The following is a 16,840-nucleotide window of genomic DNA, read 5'->3' on the forward strand; positions in this document are numbered from 1 at the left end:
TGTAGCAGCTTTCACCCCACTCGTGCGTTACTCGGCCGCGGGCAGCCCCCGGAGCGTGGCCCGGGCCTCCGTCATGATCCGGTCGACGAGCTCGGCGCAGGACGGCAGATCGTCGATCAGTCCGGCGACCTGACCGGAGGCCATCACACCGAGGTCGGTCCGCCCCTCGACCATGGACGCCCGCAGCAGCATGGGGGTGTTGGCGGCCAGCAGGACCTGACTCCACGACAAGTCCCTGCCGTGCCGCATGGCCAGGCCGTCGCGGACCATCCCTGCCCAACTCGTGCCGGACAGCGCTCGGAAGGACGCCGCATGACGTACGGCGCGCAGCAGCGCCCCCGCCCGGCCCGAGCGTTCGAGGGAGTCGACGAGTTCGGTGCGCAGCATGCGGTGGGGCAGCCCGTCGACCTTGGTCGTGACGGTGACGTCGTCCACCGTGGCGGCCAGGTACCGGGCCTTGACCGCGTCGGGGACGGTGCTGTCGGAGGTGAGCAGGAAGCGGGTGCCCATGGCGATCCCGGCGGCACCGTAGGCGAGCGCGGCGACCAGGCCGCGGCCGTCGTGGAAGCCGCCGGCCGCGACGACCGGGATGCCGACCGTGTCGACCACCTGCGGGAGCAGGACGGTGGTGGCGACCTTCCCGGTGTGTCCGCCGCCCTCCCCGCCCTGCACCACCACCGCGTCGGCGCCCCACGCGGCGACCTTCTCGGCGTGCCGCCGGGCGCCGATGGACGGGACGACGACCACGCCCGCGTCCTTGAGCCGGGCGATCAGCTCCCGGGAGGGCGCGAGGGCGAACGAGGCGACCCTCACCCCCTCCTCGATGATGATCCGCACCCGCTCGGCCGCGTCCGAGGCGTCCGCCCGCAGATTGACCCCGAAGGGCGCGTCGGTATGGGACCTGACCTCGCGGACGGCCGCGCGGAGCTGCTCGGTCGTCATGGTGGCCGAGGCGAGGATCCCGAGCGCTCCGGCGTTGGCGGTGGCCGACACCAGTCGGGGACCGGCCACCCAGCCCATCCCGGTCTGCACGATGGGGTGCCGTACCCCGACGAGTTCGGTCAGCGGGGTCGCGATCGCGATGTCGCTCACGCGGGCACCTCGCGGTCGCGCAGCGCCCCGGGGTCGATGACCTCGCGGATCAGCCGCAGCTCCACGGCGCTGGGTTCCCGGGTGTACGGCACCTCGTCCGGGACCGCGAGCGGGAAGCCGGTGGCCTCGAGGACCTGCCCGAGCGTGACCCCCGGGTGCAGCGAGCGCAGTCGCATCGTCCGGTCGGGCGTCCGGAAGTCGAAGACGCCCAGGTCGCTGACGACGTCCGCGATCCGGTGGTGGCGGGACGCGGAGGGGCCGGCCGCGGCGGCACGGTCGTAGCCGACGCCGCAGACCATGTCCACCCGCTCGACGAACACCCGCTTCGAGTGCCGCGGCACCCAGTAACTGGTCGGATGGTTGAGGGTGTTGGCGGGGGCACCGCGCACCCCCAGCAGCTGACGGGTGGGCCGGGCCCAGTCGCCGATGCAGGAGATGTTCTGGTTGCCGTACCGGTCGAGCTGGCTCGCGCCCATCATCACGTGCCGCCGCCCGGTCGCGACCAGGGCCAGGTGCTGCCGGAACGGCAGCCAGCCCTCGATCACCCCGGGGCCGGCGCCGAGGGCCGGGACGTCACGGATCAGCAGTGCCTCGCCGTCGGTCAGCAGCAGGTCGGGGGAGAAGGCCAGCTTCGCCAGCCGGGCCCCGATCGTCGGGACGGTGCCCATCGGGCTCGCCAGGACCTCCCCCGCACCCCGCCAGACCTCGGCGCAGGCCACCACGCAGTACTCGGCGCGCGTCGCCGCCGTGGTCGTACGAGTGTCATTCATGCGCCGCTTCCTCCTCGTGGAACGCCGCCACCGCCGCCTGGTACGCGTTCTCGTCGCCGGACAGGAACCGCTCGGCGAAGGCCCGCCAGGACTCCGGCTCCCGGGCGGCCCGGACGTAGGCCCGCTGGAACGCCTCGTCACGGTCGTGGTCGGGGGCGCAGGAGGTGAAGTGGGCGCCGTTCGGCGTCTCCACGACGCCGTTCACGAACGCGCGCTTGACCAGGAGGGTCTGCGGCCCGGCATCCTTGAGCAGGTCGGCGCTGTCCACGATCCGCTCGCAGGAGACGTACGCGGCGTCGGCGGCCTCGCAGAACAGGTCGTCGAAGTAGGGGTCCGGGCCCAGGTACTGGGCGTTGCCGTGCACGTCCGCCCGGTTGAGGTGCACCAGCGCGGCGTCCAGGCGCAGGGCCGGTACGGCGACGAGCTCCTCGCCGTCCTCGTACGGCGAACGCACCGTGCGCAGACGGGGGTTGACCCTCATCACGTCGGATCCGAGACCGGCCCGGACCGGCATGAAGGGCAGCCGGTGCGCGGCCGCCGTCAGCCCCCACATGAACATGGCCTCGTCCAGCTCGACCAGTTCCAGCGCGCCCCGCTGCCGGGCTGCCGTGAAGTGCGGCTCCAGGGGGACGGAGTCGAGGGTGGCGAAGGCCGCGACCAGCGTGCGGATCCTTCCCGCCGCCGCGAGCAGGCCGACGTCCGGGCCGCCGTAGGACACCACGGTCAGATCGGTGACGTCCGAGCGCAGCAGCGCCCGCACCAGTGCCATCGGCTTGCGCCGCGAACCCCAGCCGCCGATGCCGATCGTCATGCCGCTGTCCAGCCGGCCGACGACCTCCTCGGCGGTCATCGTCTTGTCCCTGCTCATGCCGCTCACGACCGCCGCTCCCGGTCCGTGCCGACGGATTCCCGGTCCTTGCCGAAGCTGTCGCGGACCCGGTCTGCGACGCCGCTGAGATTGGCCTCGAAGGTGAAGCCCTGCTCGAAGCGGTAGCTGCGGCGCACGTCGACCGGGTCGATGCCGTTGATCGCCGCCTTGGCCAGACGGATCAGGGACCCGTCCTTGGCGGCGATCTCCCGCGCCAACTCCACGGCTGCACGGGGGAGTTGATCACGCGGGACCACGCGCCACACCGAGCCGTGCCGGTGCAGCTCCGCGGCGGTGACGGTGCGCGAGGTGTAGTACAGGGTGCGCATCAGGTGCTGGGGCACCAGCCGGGCGAGATGGGTGGCCGCGCCCAGGGCCCCGCGGTCCAGCTCGGGCAGGCCGAAGACCGCGTCGTCGGCGGCGACGATCGCGTCGGCGTTCCCGGCCAGCCCGATGCCGCCGCCCAGACAGAAGCCCTGTACGGCGGCGACCACCGGGACCTCGCAGTCGTACACCGCGGCGAACGCCTCGTAGCAGCCGCGGTTGGCGCCGATGAGCGCCTCGTGCCCGGCCGTGCGCTGCATCTCCTTGATGTCGACGCCGGCGTTGAAGCCGCGGCCCTCGGCTGCGAGCACCACGCACCGGACCTTCGGGTCGGCGCCGGCGGCGCGCACCCGGGCGGCCAGTTCGTACCAGCCCCGCACGGGAAGGGCGTTGACCGGCGGGAAGTCCACGGTGACGACGGCGACGCCCTCTTCGGGGACGGAGGTGGAGACACCCATGAGCAGATCAGCTACCTTTCCACCAAACGTTTGTTAGGCGACGGTAGCAGCGGAGTGCGCGCTGCGGGAGGTGTCCTTTGGCGGCGGTTATCGATCTCACCGGGCGCGTCACGGTGGTCACCGGCGGAACCCGGGGCGTCGGCGCCGGTATCGCCCGGGCGTTCCTTCAGGCCGGCGCGGACGTCGTGACCTGCGCCCGCCGGCCCCCGGAGCAACCCGTCGGGGCGGCCGGCCGCACCGCCCGCTTCATCCCCGTGGACCTGCGCGACACCGACGCGGTGGACGCCTTCTTCGAGCGGGTGCGCAGGGAGTACGGCCGCCTCGACACCCTCGTCAACAACGCCGGGGGCACCCCCTTCCGGATGCTCGGCGAGGGCGGAGCCGGACGGCACGCCCGGGTCGTGGAGCTGAACCTGCTCACCCCCCTCACCGCGTCGCTCGCCGGGTACGAGGTGATGCGAGGTCAGCAGGGCGGCGGGTCGATCGTGATGATCGGCAGCGTCAGCGGGACGCGCCCCTCACCGGGAACCGCCGCGTACGGCGCGGCCAAGGCCGGCCTGGACAGCCTCGCCCGCTGCATGGCCGTGGAATGGGCGCCGCTGGTGCGGGTCAACACGGTCGTCCCCGGCATGGTCCGCACCGAACTGTCGCACCTGCACTACGGGGACGAGGACGGCATCGCCGCCGTCGGCCGCACCGTCCCGCTCGGTCGCCTCGCCGCACCCGCCGACATCGGCGACGCCTGCGTCTTCCTCGCCTCCGACCGGGCCGCCTACATCAGCGGGGCGAGCCTGCACGTCCACGGCGGAGGGGAGCGCCCCGCCTTCCTCGATGCGGCAGGCGTCAACAAGTGACCCGCTCCCGACCCGCTCTTCGACCCCACGAGAGGACTCTTCCCATGACCGGACTGTGCACCGGACGCGTGGCCGTCGTCACCGGCGCGGGCCGCGGCCTGGGCCGCGCCCACGCGCTCGCCTTCGCCGCCGAGGGAGCCAGGGTCGTCGTCAACGACCTCGGCGTCGGCCTCGACGGCACGGGCGGGACCGCCGGACCGGCTCAGCGGGTCGCCGACGAGATCCGCGCGCTCGGCGGCGAGGCGGTGGCGCACGGAGGCGACATCACCACCGACGCGGGCGCGGCCTCCCTCGTCACCACCGCGCTGGAGACGTACGGCCGCCTGGACGCCCTCGTCAACAACGCCGGGTTCCTGCGGGACCGCATGCTCGTCAACCTGGAGGAGGACGCCTGGGACACGGTCGTGCGCGTCCACCTCAAGGGCCACTTCCTGCCGCTCAAGCACGCCGCCGCACACTGGCGTGCCGAGGCGAAGGAGGGCCGTGTGCCCGAGGCCCGCGTGATCAACACCAGCTCCGGAGCGGGCCTGCTGGGCAGCGTCGGCCAGGGCAACTACTCCGCCGCCAAGGCCGGGATCATCGCGTTGACCCTCGTCGCCGCCGCCGAACTGGGCCGCTACGGCGTTCAGGTCAACGCCATCGCCCCGGCCGCCCGGACCCGGATGACCGAGCGGACCTTCGCCGAGACCATGAGCGCCCCGGAGGACGGCGGCTTCGACGCGATGGCCCCGGAGAACGTATCCCCGCTCGTGGTCTGGCTCGGCTCCGCCGCCTCCGCGGGGGTCACGGGCCGGGTCTTCGCGTCCGAGGGCGGCCGCATCACCGTCATGGAGGGCTGGCGCCCGGGACCCACCATCGACAAGGGCGCCCGCTGGACCCCGGCGGAGGCGGGCGAGGCAGCCCTGAAACTGCTCGCCGCGGCAGCGGCCCCACAGCCGGTCTACGGCGCGCGGTAGCACCCCGCCGGTCCGAAATTCCCATGGTGCCGGTCCGCGGCGTGACGGCGCGAGCGCGGCGCACCACCCGGGGAGGAGAGGTGCGCCGCGCGCGGTGGGCCCGGGTGCTGCCTAGCCCAGGGTGAAGTCGTCCGCGTGGACGTCGGACTGGCCGTACCAGCCGTGGACGTAGACGGTGACGGTTCCACTGCTTCCCGTGGTGAAGTTGACCGTCAGCTGGTTCCAACTCGTGTTGTCGGACCACGTACTGGCGGTGGCACCGCCGCTGACCCCGATGTAGGCGTAGGGGCCCTGGACCCAACCGGTGAGCGAGTAGCTGTGGTTGGGGGACAGGGTGACGGTCTGGTCGCATTCGCCGGTGCTGCTGGAGCTCGGGGTGACCTGGAGGGCGTGGCTGCCGCTGTGGACCGGGCTGGAGACCACCGAGCTGCCGCCCGCGCAGGTCCAGGGGGTCAGGCCGCCGGTTTCGAAGCCGGCGTTGGTCAGCGACCCCCCGCCGCCTCCGCCTCCGCCGCCACTGGAGGTGACGGTGAGCGTGTAGGTGGCGCTGTGCCTGCCACCGGCCGCGGTGCCGGTGACCGTGATCGGATAGGTGCCCGCGGCGACGGAGGAGCCGACCGTCGCCGTCAGTGTCGAGGTGCCGCCGGACGTCACGGAGCCGGGGCTGAAGGAGACGCTGACGCCGGAGGGCGCGCCGGAGGCGGCGAGGGCGACGGACTCGGCGCTGCCGGAGGTGACGGCCGTGGCGACGGTCGCGGTCGCGGAACCACCCTGGGCGACCGAGGCCGAGCCCGGTGACAGGGACAGGGAGAAGTCGCTCGTCGTGCCTCCGCCTCCGCCGCCCGAACTGCCCTCGTACGGCACGAACGCATCGGTGAACGCCAGGCTGTTCTGGCTGATCTCGCTGCACGTGGGCAGCGAGTTGGCGCTTCCGCTGCACGGCTGGTCCCGGGTGACGGCCCAGAAGGCGAGCCGTCCGACGCCGTTCTGCGCGGCGAAGTTCTCCACGGCCTGGGCGTCGGCCAGGGTGAACGTCGAACCGTCGTCGTTCTTGCCGATCATCGGGGTGATCCCGAGGTTGGCGTAGGAATATCCGGAGTCGACCGACTGCATCTGCGCCAGTGTGGCCTTGGCCGCGTCGACCGCGCCCTGGCCCATCTCGGTGCCCGTGCCGGCGTAGTAGTCCATGGCCATGATGTTGACCACGTCGATCCTGATGCCCGCGTTCTTGGCGGCCTTGAGGATGTTGACGCCGTCGTTGGTCAGGCCGCTGGTCAGGACCGGCAGGGTCATGGAGAACTGCAGGCCGGGATCGGCCGCCTTGAGGTCCTTCATCGCCTGCATCTGGCGGGCCGCGGCCGCGGTGTCCGCGACGGCGGCGCCCTCCACGTCGAAGTCGAGCTGCGTGACGCCGTAGTCGTTGATGATCGCCTGGTATCCGGCGTCGATGCTGCTCTGGGCGGAGCAGGTCCAGGCGAGCGGTTCGCCGCTCGCACCGCCGGAGGAAATGATGACGGAGGCGCCCTCGGACTTCGCCTTGGCGATCTCCGGGTCGGTGTAGGAGTCGTTGCCGATGGGGAGCGTGTCGCCCCAGATCTGGTTGCAGCCTTCGCCGAGCACGAACGCCGCGGTGTAGGCCTTGAGTTGGTGTCCGGTGACGGCGGTGTCGAGCAGTCCTTCCTGACTGTTGGACATGTCGACGTAGGGAGCGACGGAGTAGACGCTGCTCGCCGCCGCGGCGCTGCCGGACGGTGCCAGGGCGACGACGGCGCCGGTGGCCGCGAGCGCGAGCGCGCATGCGGAAGCCGCAAATCTTGCCAGGTGCATGACAGTGCCCCTTCTGGGGATGCCTCGGGCGTGGAGTGGTGGGGTGGTGCCGTGCGAGCCGAGTTGGTACATACCAAAGCGCCGGCGCGTCGGTCCGTCAAGAGGACTAGACCAAGGAGATCCATCCGGATCTCCGATGCCCGCAACCGCGTGAACCGCGTGCGGAGCCGGCCGAAGTCCGGTCGCCTGCGGGCCGTATTAGGCTGGGTGACCGATCAACCGGCACGTCGACGAGCGCGCCGGGCCCGAGCTTCAGGGAGTACCGATGACCGTGGGAACCGAGCGGGCCGTCCTGGCGGGCGGTTGTTTCTGGGGCATGCAGGATCTGATCCGCAAGCAGCCGGGTGTGGTGTCCACGCGCGTCGGCTACAGCGGCGGTGACACGCCGAACGCCACGTACCGCAACCACGGCGACCACGCCGAGGCGATCGAGATCCTCTTCGATCCCACGGTGACGAGCTACCGCGACATCCTGGAGTTCTTCTTCCAGATCCACGATCCGACCACGCGCGACCGCCAGGGCAACGACATCGGACGCAGCTACCGGTCCGCCATCTTCTACGCCGACGCGGAGCAGCACCGCGTCGCCGTGGACACCATCGCCGACGTCGAGGCGAGCGGGCTGTGGCCGGGGAAGGTGGTCACGGAGGTGGAGCCCGTGGGCGACTTCTGGGAGGCGGAGCCCGAGCACCAGGACTACCTGGAGCGCTACCCCAACGGCTACACGTGCCACTTCCCCCGGCCGAACTGGAAGCTGCCGAAGCGGGACTCGTCCACGACGGACTGAGGCGGCGGGTGACGACAGCGCCGGTGCTGACGGGTTGACCGGCGATCGGACACGGCAGCGCGGCGAGCACGGGGCGGCCGACGGACTGCCCATGGCTCTCAGGACAGCCGGTGCCCGACCTCGGGAGCCGGAGGCAGCGCGAGGTGGGCCAGGTCGTCCGGGCGGGGCGTGGTCACCGGCCACAGGGGAGGGGCCGCCCCGTCGGCGAGCGCGGCGGGCGCGTCGGTGAGGTTCATCCGCTCGCGCAGCCGGCCGTAGAAGTCCGTCGGGCCCAGCCGGACGGCCTTCAGCCGGCGGGGTGCGGCGTACACGCCGATCCAGTCCCCGGGGCTCAGCACTCCGCGCAGCTGGCCGTCGATGCTGACGGCAGCCTGGCCCGACCCTTCGAGGATCCGCAGCGCGACGGGCTCGTCCGGGGCGGCCACGACCGAGCGGTTGAACACCATGTGGGGCGCGACCGGCGTGAAGACCAGGGCCTCCGCGCGCGGCGAGACCACCGGGCCGCCGGCGGCGAAGCTGTACGCGGTGGAACCCGTGGGCGTGGCCACCAGCAGTGCGTCGGCCGAGTAGCAGGCCAGGAGCCGGCCGGCCAGATAGACACCGACCGACACCTGCCGGTCCCTGGCGAGCTTCTCCACGACGACGTCGTTCAGGGCGGTGACGTTCAGCGCCACGCCCCAGTCGTCGCCGACCTCGCACTCCGCCCGCACCCGGGGCGGCGGCAGCATGGGCCCGCGGCCGTACCGCAACAGTGCCTCCATCTGCGCGGGTACCTCCAGCCGGCACGATGCCCGCATGGTGAGGAGCATCCTGCTCTCCACGGTGATCCGCTCGGACCGGACCGCGTCCAGCGCCGCGCGCACGGCCGAGGCCGGGACCTCGGTGAGGAAGCCGACGCGGCCGAGGTCGACGCCGAGGACCAGGGCGTCGTGCACGGCCGCCAGCCGGGCGCCGCGCAGAAAGGTGCCGTCCCCGCCGAGGGTGACGATGAGGTCGGGATCGCCCGCCGCGTCGACCTCCTCCCGAGCACTGTGCCGCGCCCCTTCCTGCCACACGTCGATGTCCGTGCATCCCACGGCGTGCTCCGCGCACCACTCGCGCACGACACGCGCGGTGGCCACGGCCTCGGCACGGCCGCCGTGCACCACCAGGCCGATACGGCTCACCGTCATACCCACCTCCCAGCCGGCTGCTCCCGTTCGCCATCCTCACCACGAACCGCTCCGGAGCCGCACGCGCCACGCCGCCGACGCGGCTCTCCGGGCGGGCGTGCGGGGGAACGTGGAGCACGGCGCTCCCACGGCGCGTCGGTCCGCCGGCACCTGCTCGACCCCGATGCGCCACCGTCGTGACCGGTGTTCCCTCCGCCGGCAGGACCAGGGCGTGGTACAGCCGCACACGTCGGCTCCGCTCCCGTGACCAGCGGCGATCGACCGCATCCTGTCAGTCGTCGTAAAGGAGGCGAAACAGCGGAGCAATGACGTGGCGCGAACCTTCCCTGCAACGCCCCGGGACCCACCGAGGCGGACCACAGGAAGAGGGAGCAGCCGTGACGGAGACCGTCGACAAGCAGGCGCCGCCGGCCCCGCCGTCCTCCTCGGGCGGCCGGACGCACAACGGCCGTACCTACAACGGGTGGACGCGCAACGACACGCTGGAGGACTACTCGCTGCGCTACGCGCCCAAGTCCTTCCGCCGCTGGACGCCGTACGTCGTGGCCACCACCGCACTCGGCGGCATCGCCTACCTCGCGGACTTCGCCATCGGCGGCTCGATCGCCGTCTCCCACGGCTTCTCCAGCGCCATGGTGGCGATCCTGACCGCCGCGGTGGTCATCTTCCTCACCGGCATCCCGATCTCGTACTACTCGGCGAAGTACTCCATCGACATGGACCTGCTGACCCGCGGCGCCGGATTCGGGTATCTGGGCTCGACGCTGACCTCGGTGATCTACGCGAGCTTCACCTTCATCTTCTTCGCCCTCGAAGGCTCGATCATGGCCCAGGCCCTCGAACTGGGCCTGCACATACCGCTCGCGGTCGGCTACCTCATCTGCTCCCTGATCATCCTGCCGCTCGTCGTGTACGGCATGACCGCGCTGTCCAGGCTGCAGGTGTGGACCCAGCCGGTCTGGCTGGTCCTGATGGTCGCGCCGTTCGTGTCCATCGCGGTCCAGGATCCCGGGAAGTTCGGGGAGTTCACGCACTTCGCGGGTGACTCGCCCAGCGGATCGAGCATCAGCATGCTGGGGGTCGGGGCCGGCGCGGGTGTCGCCCTGTCGCTGATCGCGCAGATCGGGGAGCAGGTCGACTATCTGCGGTTCATGCCCGACAGGACGGACGGTAACGGCAGGCGGTGGTGGGCCGCGGTCCTCGGCGCCGGACCGGGCTGGGTGGTCCTGGGCGCGCTGAAGCAGATGGGCGGCGCCTTCCTCGCCTTCTGCATCGCGGCAAGTGTGGGACTGGCCAAGGCCGACGAGCCGATCCAGCAGTACGTCCACGGGTTCCGGACCTTCGCCGCGCCCGTCGCCCTGGGACTGGCCACCTTCTTCGTCATCCTGTCCCAGGTGAAGATCAACTCGACGAACGCGTACTCCGGTTCGCTGTCCTGGTCGAACTTCTTCTCCCGGCTGACCCACCGTCACCCCGGCCGCGTCGTCTACATCTTCCTCAACGTGGGCATCGCCCTCGCCCTGATGGAGGGCGGCGTCTTCGGCTTCCTCAACACCGTCCTCGGGTTCTACTCCAACGTGGCGATCGCCTGGATCGGCGCGGTCGTCGCCGACCTGGTCGTCAACAAGCCGCTGAGGCTGAGCCCGTCGTACATCGAGTTCAAGCGGGCCCATCTCCACCACTTCAACCCCGTCGGTTTCGGCTCCATGCTGATCGCGTCGGCGGTCTCCATCGCCGCGTACTTCGACGCATTCGGCGCCTACGGCAAGGCGTTCTCCCCCTTCATCGCGCTGTTCCTGGCCATGGTGCTCTCGCCGCTGTTCGCCGTGCTCACGAAGGGCAGGTACTACATCGCCCGCGTGGACGCCCTGGACGAGCCGCTGCTCGGACCCGACGGCCTGCCCTCGGCGGTCACCCTGACCTGCTCGGTGTGCACGACCGACTTCGAACGGCCCGACATGGCCGGCTGCTCCTTCCACCAGGGCGCGATCTGCTCGCTGTGCTGCAGCCTGGAGAGGGACTGCCACGACACGTGCAAGAAGGGCGGCCCCGTCGAGCTGGGCCTGCCCGCCGTTCGCACCGCGGAATGAGCCCAGTGGGGGGGCGACCTTCTTGAGCTGCTCCGTGTCGGCCGGGTATGCGGCGCCGGACAGGGCCTTCCGCAGGTCAGGGGCCGACTCCCGCCTTCCCGCCAAGGCTCCGCCAGGCGGTGTGACGGTGCCCGGCCCGTGCGCCGAGGATTCCACCCGGTCATGGGGCACGCGACGGACGGGTACTCGGGGTTTCCGGAACCGGTACGGACGGGGGTGGGAGGCCCCGATGAGCGAGAGCACCCCTTCGCAGGCCGAGGGCGAGCGGGAGCCGGGCGCCGCGGAGGCCGAGCAGCCCCCGCGTACGACTCCGTCCCAGGCAGAGGGCGAGGACACCGCGGACGAGAACACCGAGGAAGGCGACGCATGAGGAGGCGCCATGAGCACGGCACACACCAGCGTCCCCGAGGTGCTGGCCGCGCTGAAGGACGTGTCGTACCCGGCCGACAAGGACCGCCTGGTCACGGCCGCGCGTGAGGCGGGCGCGTCCGACGGGGTCGTCAAGGCCCTGCGCGGCATCCCCGCCGAGCAGTACACCGGGCGCGAGGACGTGGCGAGGTCGGTGCGGGCGGACCCGGACCTCGGCCGCACCGCCGCGCAGCGCGCGGAACAGGCACGGGAGGGCGGCAAGCCCGGGCTCTCCCTGCATCTGCGGGAGGAACCGAGGACACCGATCCAGGAGGAGTTCGACCGCTGAACCGTGAGCACCGGCCGGGCCGTTGCCAGCGGAGAGGTGCCTCGTTGACGGCCCGGAGTGGTGGCTCTACCGTGCCTGGACACGTCTGGACAGGTGGGGCAGGTGGCTCGGCGATGACGCAACCGCAGGATCCGCTCGGCACCACCGGCGGCAGATCCACCGCCCGCCCGATGCGGGTGGAGACGCACGGACTCGACGTCATCGGGGAGGCGGAGCGCAAGGGCACCCCGCGCACCCTGTTCTGGCCCTGGTTCGGCGCCAATGTCTCCGTCCTCGGACTGAGCTACGGCGCGTTCGCGTTCGGCTTCGGGATCTCCTTCTGGCAGGCCCTCGCCGCCGGCGGGCTCGGCATCGTCGTCTCGTTCCTGCTGTGCGGGTCCATCGCGGTCGCCGGAAAGCGCGGCTCGGCGCCCACGATGGTGCTCAGCCGGGCGGCGTACGGAGTGCGCGGCAACCGGCTGCCGTCGGTGATCTCCTGGATGCTCACCGTCGGCTGGGAGACCGTCCTCACCGCACTCGCCACGATGGCCACCGCGACCGTCCTCGGCCGCCTCGGCTGGGGCGGCGGTACCGAGACCAGGATCGCCGCCCTCGTGGTCGTGGCCGCGCTGACCGTCGTCGGCGGAGTCATGGGCTTCGACCTGATCATGCGGCTGCAGACGGCGATCACCGTGATCACCGGCGTCCTCACCGTCGTCTACGTCGGTCTCGTCGCCGGCCACATCCACTGGAGCACGGTCAGCGCCGTCCCGTCGGGTTCCGCGCAGGCGTTCATCGGCGCGCTGGTGTTCATGATGACCGGCTTCGGCCTGGGCTGGGTGAACGCCGCCGCCGACTACTCCCGCTATCTGCCCCGGAGTTCATCCGGGCGAGGAGTCATCGGCTGGACCACCTTCGGCGCCTCGGTGGCCCCGCTGCTCCTGCTGGTCTTCGGCCTGCTGCTGGCCGGTTCCTCGCAAGCGCTGAGCAAGGCCGTCGCGGCCGACCCGATCGGCGCGCTCACCATGATCCTGCCCACCTGGTTCCTGGTGCCGTTCGCCGTGGTCGCCGTCCTCGGCCTGGTCGGCGGCGCCGTCCTCGACATCTACTCCTCGGGCCTCGCCCTGCTCTCCGCGGGCCTGCCGGTGCCCCGCTTTCTGGCCGCCTTCCTCGACGGCGTCCTGATGATCGCCGGCTCGGTCTACATCGTGTTCTTCGCCGGCGACTTCCTCGGCCAGTTCATGGGATTCCTCACCACGCTCGGCGTCCCCATCGCCGCCTGGTGCGGCATCATGCTCGCCGACCTCGCCCTGCGCCGCCGCGACTACGACGACGGCGACCTCCACCGCCCCCGCGGCCGCTACGGCGACATTCCCCTGCCGCCCGTCCTCCTCACCCTCGCCGCCACGGCCGTCGGCTGGGGCCTGGTCACCAACACCGCGGCGAGCTGGCTGACCTGGCAGGGGTACCTCCTCGGCCCGTTCGGTCTCGGGGGCAGGACCGGGGCCTGGGCGTACGCCAACCTCGGCGTCCTGGTGGCGCTGGCCCTCGCCTTCCTCGGCACGCTGCTGACCGGCCGGGGCCGGGTCCGCGCCCAGGAGGCGCGGGCACCCGGTCCGGTCGGCGACGAGAGGGTGCTGAACCCATGACCGCCGGGCATCTCGCCGTCATCGACATGCAGCGCGTCTTCGCCGACCCGGCGAGCCCCTGGGCCACACCCCGGTACGCCGACGCGGCCGCGGGCGTGCGCAGCCTGCTGCCGGCCTTCGCCGGCCGCGCCACCTTCACCCGCTTCCTGGCCCCCGCGGAACCGGCCGGGGCCTGGCGCGCCTACTACGCCGTGTGGCCCTTCGCCCGGCAGCCCCCGGACGCCGGACTCTGGCACCTGTCCGACGAGTTCGCCGCCCTGGCCGGCCATGTCGTGGACGCCACCACCTTCGGCAAGTGGACTCCCGAACTCGCGGCCCGCGTCGGACCGGACGACCGTCTGGTCCTGGCCGGTGTCAGCACCGAGTGCTGTGTGCTCTCCACCGCCCTGGCCGCCGCCGACGCCGGCACCGAGGTGCTGGTGGTCGCGGACGCCTGCGCGGGCGTGGACGACGACTCCCACCTCAAGGCCCTGCAGATCATGGAGCTCTACCGGCCGCTGGTCCGCGTCACCACGGTCGACGACCTGCTCGCGGAGGACGGGCCGTGACGGGCGTCCCGCTCAGCACCAGCGGATCAGCCGGATCCTCGCCCAGGAGATCCGCTAGGGCAGCCGCCGGGCCGGTGGGCGGCCGCCCGGCGAACACGCCCTCGCCGAGCGGTTCGGCGTCAGCCGTACGACCGTCCGCGCGGCCCTGGCCGAACCGTCCGAGGAGGGCCTGATCGCCACCCGCACCGGCAAGGGCTCGTACGTCGCCCTCGACGGCCGTCCGCCGGGCGACCGGCTCGGCTGGGCCCGCGCCCGGGCCGCGCGGGGCGGGGACACCGCCGTGCGGACCCTCGCCGTACGCGAGACGCACGAGGGCACCCTTGCGCCGAACTCGGCCTGGAAGCGAACGAGTTCGTGTGCGTGGAGCGGATCCGGGAGCCGGCCGCGAACGGGACCGTGGTGTCGTACGAGCGCCGATACCCGCCGCCCGTGCCGGTGATCCGCGGGCTGCCCGCCCGCGGCCTCGGCGAGGAGGCGCTCACCGGATTGCTGCTGCGGGCCGGGCTGCGCCCCGACCACGGGGAACAGCGGGTCTCGGGACGGCCGGTCGACGCCCGGGAGGCGGAGCTGCCGCGGCGCGCGCCGGGGGACTGGTTCCTCGAGACACGGCGGACCCGCCGCGCGGCCGACGGCTTCCTTGGTCGAGCATGTCGTCGGCCTGCTCGACCCCGGCCACTACGAGCTGACCCGCACCTTCGGCTGATCCACCACGCGAGGCCCTGGCACACGGCCCGGCCCAGGCGACCGGAGCCGGGCCACCACCCGATCTCCCGATGATCCTCACGCATGTCCCGCGGCCCACCGGGTACGCGAGGCGGAGCACGCCGGGCGCGGTTCCGCCCCGGGGTGGCCTGTACGACCGTCGCTACCTGGGGATCTGCCATGGAGACACCCGCACACAACGACCTGCCGACGCCCGCCCAGCAGGCGCTGGACGCGTTGACCGTGAACGCCGAGGACCAGGCCGCGCTGGACGTCCTCGCCCACAGTGACGTGCTCGTCCCCGTGCCGGACGACGCGGTCGACGGGGAGGGCGCCGACGCCACGACCGTGGCCCTGCCCGTCCTGGAACAGCCCGGAGGCGACCCGGTCGTCCCCGTCTTCACCACCGAGGGCGAGATGGCCGAGCTCCTGCCCTTCGTCTCCCGCTACCGCCTTATCCCCCTCGGCGCCCTGGCCTCCCAGTGGCCCGACGAGGACCTCTCCCTGGCCATAGACGGCAACTCCACCCACGCACTGACGCTCACGTCACAGGGGGTACGCACTCTGCTGGTCCGGTGATCCAGCGCCCCTGAGCGAACACTCCGCCTCCTCAGGCGACACAACGCCCGCGCCCCGGCCGAGGACGGCCGGATCTGTCCCCTGCCAAGGGGTGGTCACACGTCTCCGTAAGGGGAAGATCCCCGGCGAGAGACAGAACGCGGCGCGCGAAGGGGTAGGGGTCGTGAGGGTGGTCCTCCTGGGCACCGCCGCCGGTGGCGGCTTCCCGCAGTGGAACTGCGCCTGCCCCCTGTGTACGGCGGCAAGGGACGGCAAGCTGCCCTCCCGCACCCAGGAGTGCGCCGCCGTCACCGGCAACGGCCGCGACTGGTGGCTGCTGAACGCCTCGCCCGATCTGCGCACCCAGCTCACCGCCACACCGGCGCTGTGGCCCGGCCCCGGCTCCCGCGACACCCCGATCCGTGGCGTCCTGCTCACCGACGCCGAGGCCGACCACGTCACCGGGCTGGGCGAGCTGCGCGGAGCGTCGGGCCTGAAGGTCTACGCCGCCCCGCCGGTCCGCGCCGTGCTGGCCCCCGCCCGCGCCGCCCTGGACCGCTACGCCCCCTGGGAGTGGGCGGACAGCCTCGCGGCCGGCGGGTTCGTGCTGGCCGGCGGGCTGGTGGTCACGGCCCATCCGGTGGGCGCGAAGATCCCGAAGTACGTGCCGGTGCAAGGGCCGGAACCGGCCGGCCCGTGGGTGACGGCGTACCGCGTCGAGGACCTGGCCAGCGGGGGAGTGCTGGTGTACGCCCCCTGTGTGGGCGCCTGGAGTCCGGAGCTGGACGAGCTGTGTGCCGAGGCCGACTGCGTGCTGCTGGACGGCACCTTCCACGCGGCCGACGAGATGGGCACGACGGTACGGTCCGGCGCCCGTCAGGCCGCCATGGGGCACCTGCCCGTCACCGGCCCGGACGGCACTCTCGCCGCCCTGGCCCGGCACCCCGGCGCACGCCGGATCTACACCCACCTCAACAACACGAACCCACTGCTCGACCCCGCGTCACCGGCACGCGCGCGTGTCGCCGAGGAGGGCGTGGAGGTCCTGCCCGACGGGGCCGAGCTGGTGCTCTAGTGGTCCTGACCGCTGCTCCGGCACTCCTGCCCCGTCAGCATCCGCTCCAGAACGGCCCGCTGCAGCGGCAGCACCTCGGCGTGCAGCGCGCGGCCCCTGGCGGTCAGCGCCACCCACACCCCGCGGCGGTCCTCCGCGCACACCGAGCGCTCCACCAGGCCGTCCTTCTCCAGCCGGCCGATCAGCCGGGACAGCGCGCTCTGGCTGAGGTGAACCCGGCCGACCAGGTTCTGCACCCGGCACTGGTCGCCCGTCGCGGGAGACTCGGCCGCCAGGATGTCCAGCACCTCGAAGTCGCTGGCGCCCAGCCCGTGCGGATGCAGGGCCCGGTCGATCTCGCACATCGTGCGCGCGTGCACGGCGAGGATGTCCCGCCACCGTTCCTCGAGCCGGGCGTCGGCCGTGTTGACTGCCATACCCGCACCGTAGCACCG

Annotated in this window: 18 protein-coding genes and 1 pseudogene; 12 read left to right on the forward strand and 7 right to left on the reverse strand. The window is 72.4% G+C overall.

Annotated features, from left to right (window positions below):
• Positions 1 to 27: 27 nt before the first annotated feature.
• From ACFYZB_RS01435 to ACFYZB_RS01450, 4 genes are read right to left on the reverse strand one after another with little or no spacing between them, the layout of a single operon-like run.
• Positions 28 to 1,077 (reverse strand): NAD(P)H-dependent flavin oxidoreductase, encoded by a 1,050-nt coding sequence (locus ACFYZB_RS01435; RefSeq protein WP_388753477.1) that lies wholly within the window; start codon positions 1,075 to 1,077, stop codon positions 28 to 30.
• An 11-nt stretch (positions 1,078 to 1,088) separates the two neighbouring features.
• Positions 1,089 to 1,862 carry a CoA-transferase subunit beta gene (locus tag ACFYZB_RS01440; protein ID WP_388752920.1) on the reverse strand — a complete coding sequence of 258 codons (774 nt, stop codon included), beginning with the start codon at positions 1,860 to 1,862 and terminating at the stop codon, positions 1,089 to 1,091.
• Positions 1,855 to 2,730 carry a CoA transferase subunit A gene (locus ACFYZB_RS01445; protein ID WP_388752922.1) on the reverse strand — a complete coding sequence of 292 codons (876 nt, stop codon included), beginning with the start codon at positions 2,728 to 2,730 and terminating at the stop codon, positions 1,855 to 1,857. Before ACFYZB_RS01445 ends, ACFYZB_RS01440 begins: the two co-directional genes overlap by 8 nt.
• 5 nt (positions 2,731 to 2,735) lie before the next feature.
• Positions 2,736 to 3,512, reverse strand: a complete 777-nt coding sequence (locus ACFYZB_RS01450; protein WP_388752925.1) for an enoyl-CoA hydratase family protein — start codon at positions 3,510 to 3,512, stop codon at positions 2,736 to 2,738.
• A 77-nt stretch (positions 3,513 to 3,589) separates the two neighbouring features.
• On the opposite strand from ACFYZB_RS01450, the gene ACFYZB_RS01455 reads away from it, so the two are divergent.
• Positions 3,590 to 4,366: an SDR family oxidoreductase gene (locus ACFYZB_RS01455; protein ID WP_388752928.1), complete on the forward strand. Its 777-nt coding sequence runs from the start codon at positions 3,590 to 3,592 to the stop codon at positions 4,364 to 4,366.
• Between the two features lie 44 nt (positions 4,367 to 4,410).
• On the forward strand, positions 4,411 to 5,322 hold the full coding sequence (locus ACFYZB_RS01460) for an SDR family oxidoreductase (protein ID WP_388752931.1): 912 nt from the start codon (positions 4,411 to 4,413) through the stop codon (positions 5,320 to 5,322).
• Positions 5,323 to 5,433: 111 nt separating this feature from the next.
• Here the strand turns inward: ACFYZB_RS01460 and ACFYZB_RS01465 are convergent, their stop codons facing one another.
• Positions 5,434 to 7,149, reverse strand: coding sequence for a carbohydrate binding domain-containing protein (locus ACFYZB_RS01465; protein ID WP_388752934.1), 1,716 nt, complete (start codon positions 7,147 to 7,149; stop codon positions 5,434 to 5,436).
• 265 nt (positions 7,150 to 7,414) lie between these two features.
• On the opposite strand from ACFYZB_RS01465, the gene msrA reads away from it, so the two are divergent.
• Positions 7,415 to 7,936, forward strand: coding sequence for a peptide-methionine (S)-S-oxide reductase MsrA (msrA, locus tag ACFYZB_RS01470; protein ID WP_351205617.1), 522 nt, complete (start codon positions 7,415 to 7,417; stop codon positions 7,934 to 7,936).
• A 98-nt stretch (positions 7,937 to 8,034) separates the two neighbouring features.
• Here msrA and ACFYZB_RS01475 read toward each other — a convergent pair whose 3' ends face one another.
• Positions 8,035 to 9,108 carry an NAD(+)/NADH kinase gene (locus ACFYZB_RS01475; RefSeq protein ID WP_388752937.1) on the reverse strand — a complete coding sequence of 358 codons (1,074 nt, stop codon included), beginning with the start codon at positions 9,106 to 9,108 and terminating at the stop codon, positions 8,035 to 8,037.
• A gap of 377 nt (positions 9,109 to 9,485) precedes the next feature.
• On the opposite strand from ACFYZB_RS01475, the gene ACFYZB_RS01480 reads away from it, so the two are divergent.
• From ACFYZB_RS01480 to pqqB, 9 genes and pseudogenes are all read left to right on the forward strand, one after another.
• Complete coding sequence (locus tag ACFYZB_RS01480; protein WP_388752940.1) at positions 9,486 to 11,198, forward strand: purine-cytosine permease family protein; 1,713 nt, start codon at positions 9,486 to 9,488, stop codon at positions 11,196 to 11,198.
• A gap of 229 nt (positions 11,199 to 11,427) precedes the next feature.
• Entirely contained in the window at positions 11,428 to 11,568 is a 141-nt protein-coding gene (locus ACFYZB_RS01485) for a hypothetical protein (RefSeq protein ID WP_388752943.1), read from the forward strand.
• 9 nt (positions 11,569 to 11,577) lie between these two features.
• Entirely contained in the window at positions 11,578 to 11,895 is a 318-nt protein-coding gene (locus tag ACFYZB_RS01490) for a DUF2795 domain-containing protein (protein WP_351205625.1), read from the forward strand.
• A 113-nt stretch (positions 11,896 to 12,008) separates the two neighbouring features.
• The gene (locus tag ACFYZB_RS01495) at positions 12,009 to 13,523 is read left to right on the forward strand and encodes a purine-cytosine permease family protein (RefSeq protein ID WP_388752946.1); all 1,515 of its coding nucleotides are present in this window, start codon (positions 12,009 to 12,011) and stop codon (positions 13,521 to 13,523) included.
• On the forward strand, positions 13,520 to 14,071 hold the full coding sequence (locus ACFYZB_RS01500; RefSeq protein ID WP_388752949.1) for a cysteine hydrolase family protein: 552 nt from the start codon (positions 13,520 to 13,522) through the stop codon (positions 14,069 to 14,071). Before ACFYZB_RS01495 ends, ACFYZB_RS01500 begins: the two co-directional genes overlap by 4 nt.
• Positions 14,072 to 14,150: 79 nt before the next feature.
• A pseudogene (locus ACFYZB_RS01505) lies at positions 14,151 to 14,510 on the forward strand (GntR family transcriptional regulator); the annotation flags it as partial.
• A complete protein-coding gene (locus ACFYZB_RS01510) occupies positions 14,426 to 14,848 on the forward strand; it encodes a UTRA domain-containing protein (protein WP_388752952.1) in 423 nt (140 codons plus the stop codon). The pseudogene ACFYZB_RS01505 and the gene ACFYZB_RS01510, both read left to right, overlap by 85 nt.
• Before the next feature lie 105 nt (positions 14,849 to 14,953).
• A complete protein-coding gene (locus tag ACFYZB_RS01515) occupies positions 14,954 to 15,352 on the forward strand; it encodes an SseB family protein (RefSeq protein WP_351205633.1) in 399 nt (132 codons plus the stop codon).
• A gap of 163 nt (positions 15,353 to 15,515) precedes the next feature.
• Complete coding sequence (gene pqqB / locus ACFYZB_RS01520; RefSeq protein ID WP_388752955.1) at positions 15,516 to 16,406, forward strand: pyrroloquinoline quinone biosynthesis protein PqqB; 891 nt, start codon at positions 15,516 to 15,518, stop codon at positions 16,404 to 16,406.
• On the opposite strand, the gene ACFYZB_RS01525 is transcribed toward pqqB, so the two are convergent.
• The gene (locus ACFYZB_RS01525) at positions 16,403 to 16,822 is read right to left on the reverse strand and encodes a MarR family winged helix-turn-helix transcriptional regulator (RefSeq protein ID WP_388752958.1); all 420 of its coding nucleotides are present in this window, start codon (positions 16,820 to 16,822) and stop codon (positions 16,403 to 16,405) included. The two genes, pqqB and ACFYZB_RS01525, sit on opposite strands and share 4 nt — an antisense overlap.
• Between the last annotated feature and the right edge of the window lie 18 nt (positions 16,823 to 16,840).

Source organism: Streptomyces sp. NPDC001852, from assembly GCF_042891825.1.
Taxonomy (GTDB): domain Bacteria; phylum Actinomycetota; class Actinomycetes; order Streptomycetales; family Streptomycetaceae; genus Streptomyces.

Excerpts from the sequence above, each read along its gene's own strand:
- ACFYZB_RS01465 (WP_388752934.1), bottom strand. The coding sequence starts at position 7,149 with ATGCACCTGGCAAGATTTGCGGCTTCCGCATGCGCGCTCGCGCTCGCG.
- ACFYZB_RS01500 (WP_388752949.1), top strand. The coding sequence starts at position 13,520 with ATGACCGCCGGGCATCTCGCCGTCATCGACATGCAGCGCGTCTTCGCC.
- ACFYZB_RS01490 (WP_351205625.1), top strand. The coding sequence starts at position 11,578 with ATGAGCACGGCACACACCAGCGTCCCCGAGGTGCTGGCCGCGCTGAAG.
- ACFYZB_RS01485 (WP_388752943.1), top strand. The coding sequence starts at position 11,428 with ATGAGCGAGAGCACCCCTTCGCAGGCCGAGGGCGAGCGGGAGCCGGGC.
- ACFYZB_RS01525 (WP_388752958.1), bottom strand. The coding sequence starts at position 16,822 with ATGGCAGTCAACACGGCCGACGCCCGGCTCGAGGAACGGTGGCGGGAC.
- ACFYZB_RS01450 (WP_388752925.1), bottom strand. The coding sequence starts at position 3,512 with ATGGGTGTCTCCACCTCCGTCCCCGAAGAGGGCGTCGCCGTCGTCACC.
- ACFYZB_RS01515 (WP_351205633.1), top strand. The coding sequence starts at position 14,954 with ATGGAGACACCCGCACACAACGACCTGCCGACGCCCGCCCAGCAGGCG.
- ACFYZB_RS01445 (WP_388752922.1), bottom strand. The coding sequence starts at position 2,730 with ATGAGCAGGGACAAGACGATGACCGCCGAGGAGGTCGTCGGCCGGCTG.
- ACFYZB_RS01475 (WP_388752937.1), bottom strand. The coding sequence starts at position 9,108 with ATGACGGTGAGCCGTATCGGCCTGGTGGTGCACGGCGGCCGTGCCGAG.
- ACFYZB_RS01440 (WP_388752920.1), bottom strand. The coding sequence starts at position 1,862 with ATGAATGACACTCGTACGACCACGGCGGCGACGCGCGCCGAGTACTGC.
- msrA (WP_351205617.1), top strand. The coding sequence starts at position 7,415 with ATGACCGTGGGAACCGAGCGGGCCGTCCTGGCGGGCGGTTGTTTCTGG.
- ACFYZB_RS01495 (WP_388752946.1), top strand. The coding sequence starts at position 12,009 with ATGACGCAACCGCAGGATCCGCTCGGCACCACCGGCGGCAGATCCACC.
- ACFYZB_RS01460 (WP_388752931.1), top strand. The coding sequence starts at position 4,411 with ATGACCGGACTGTGCACCGGACGCGTGGCCGTCGTCACCGGCGCGGGC.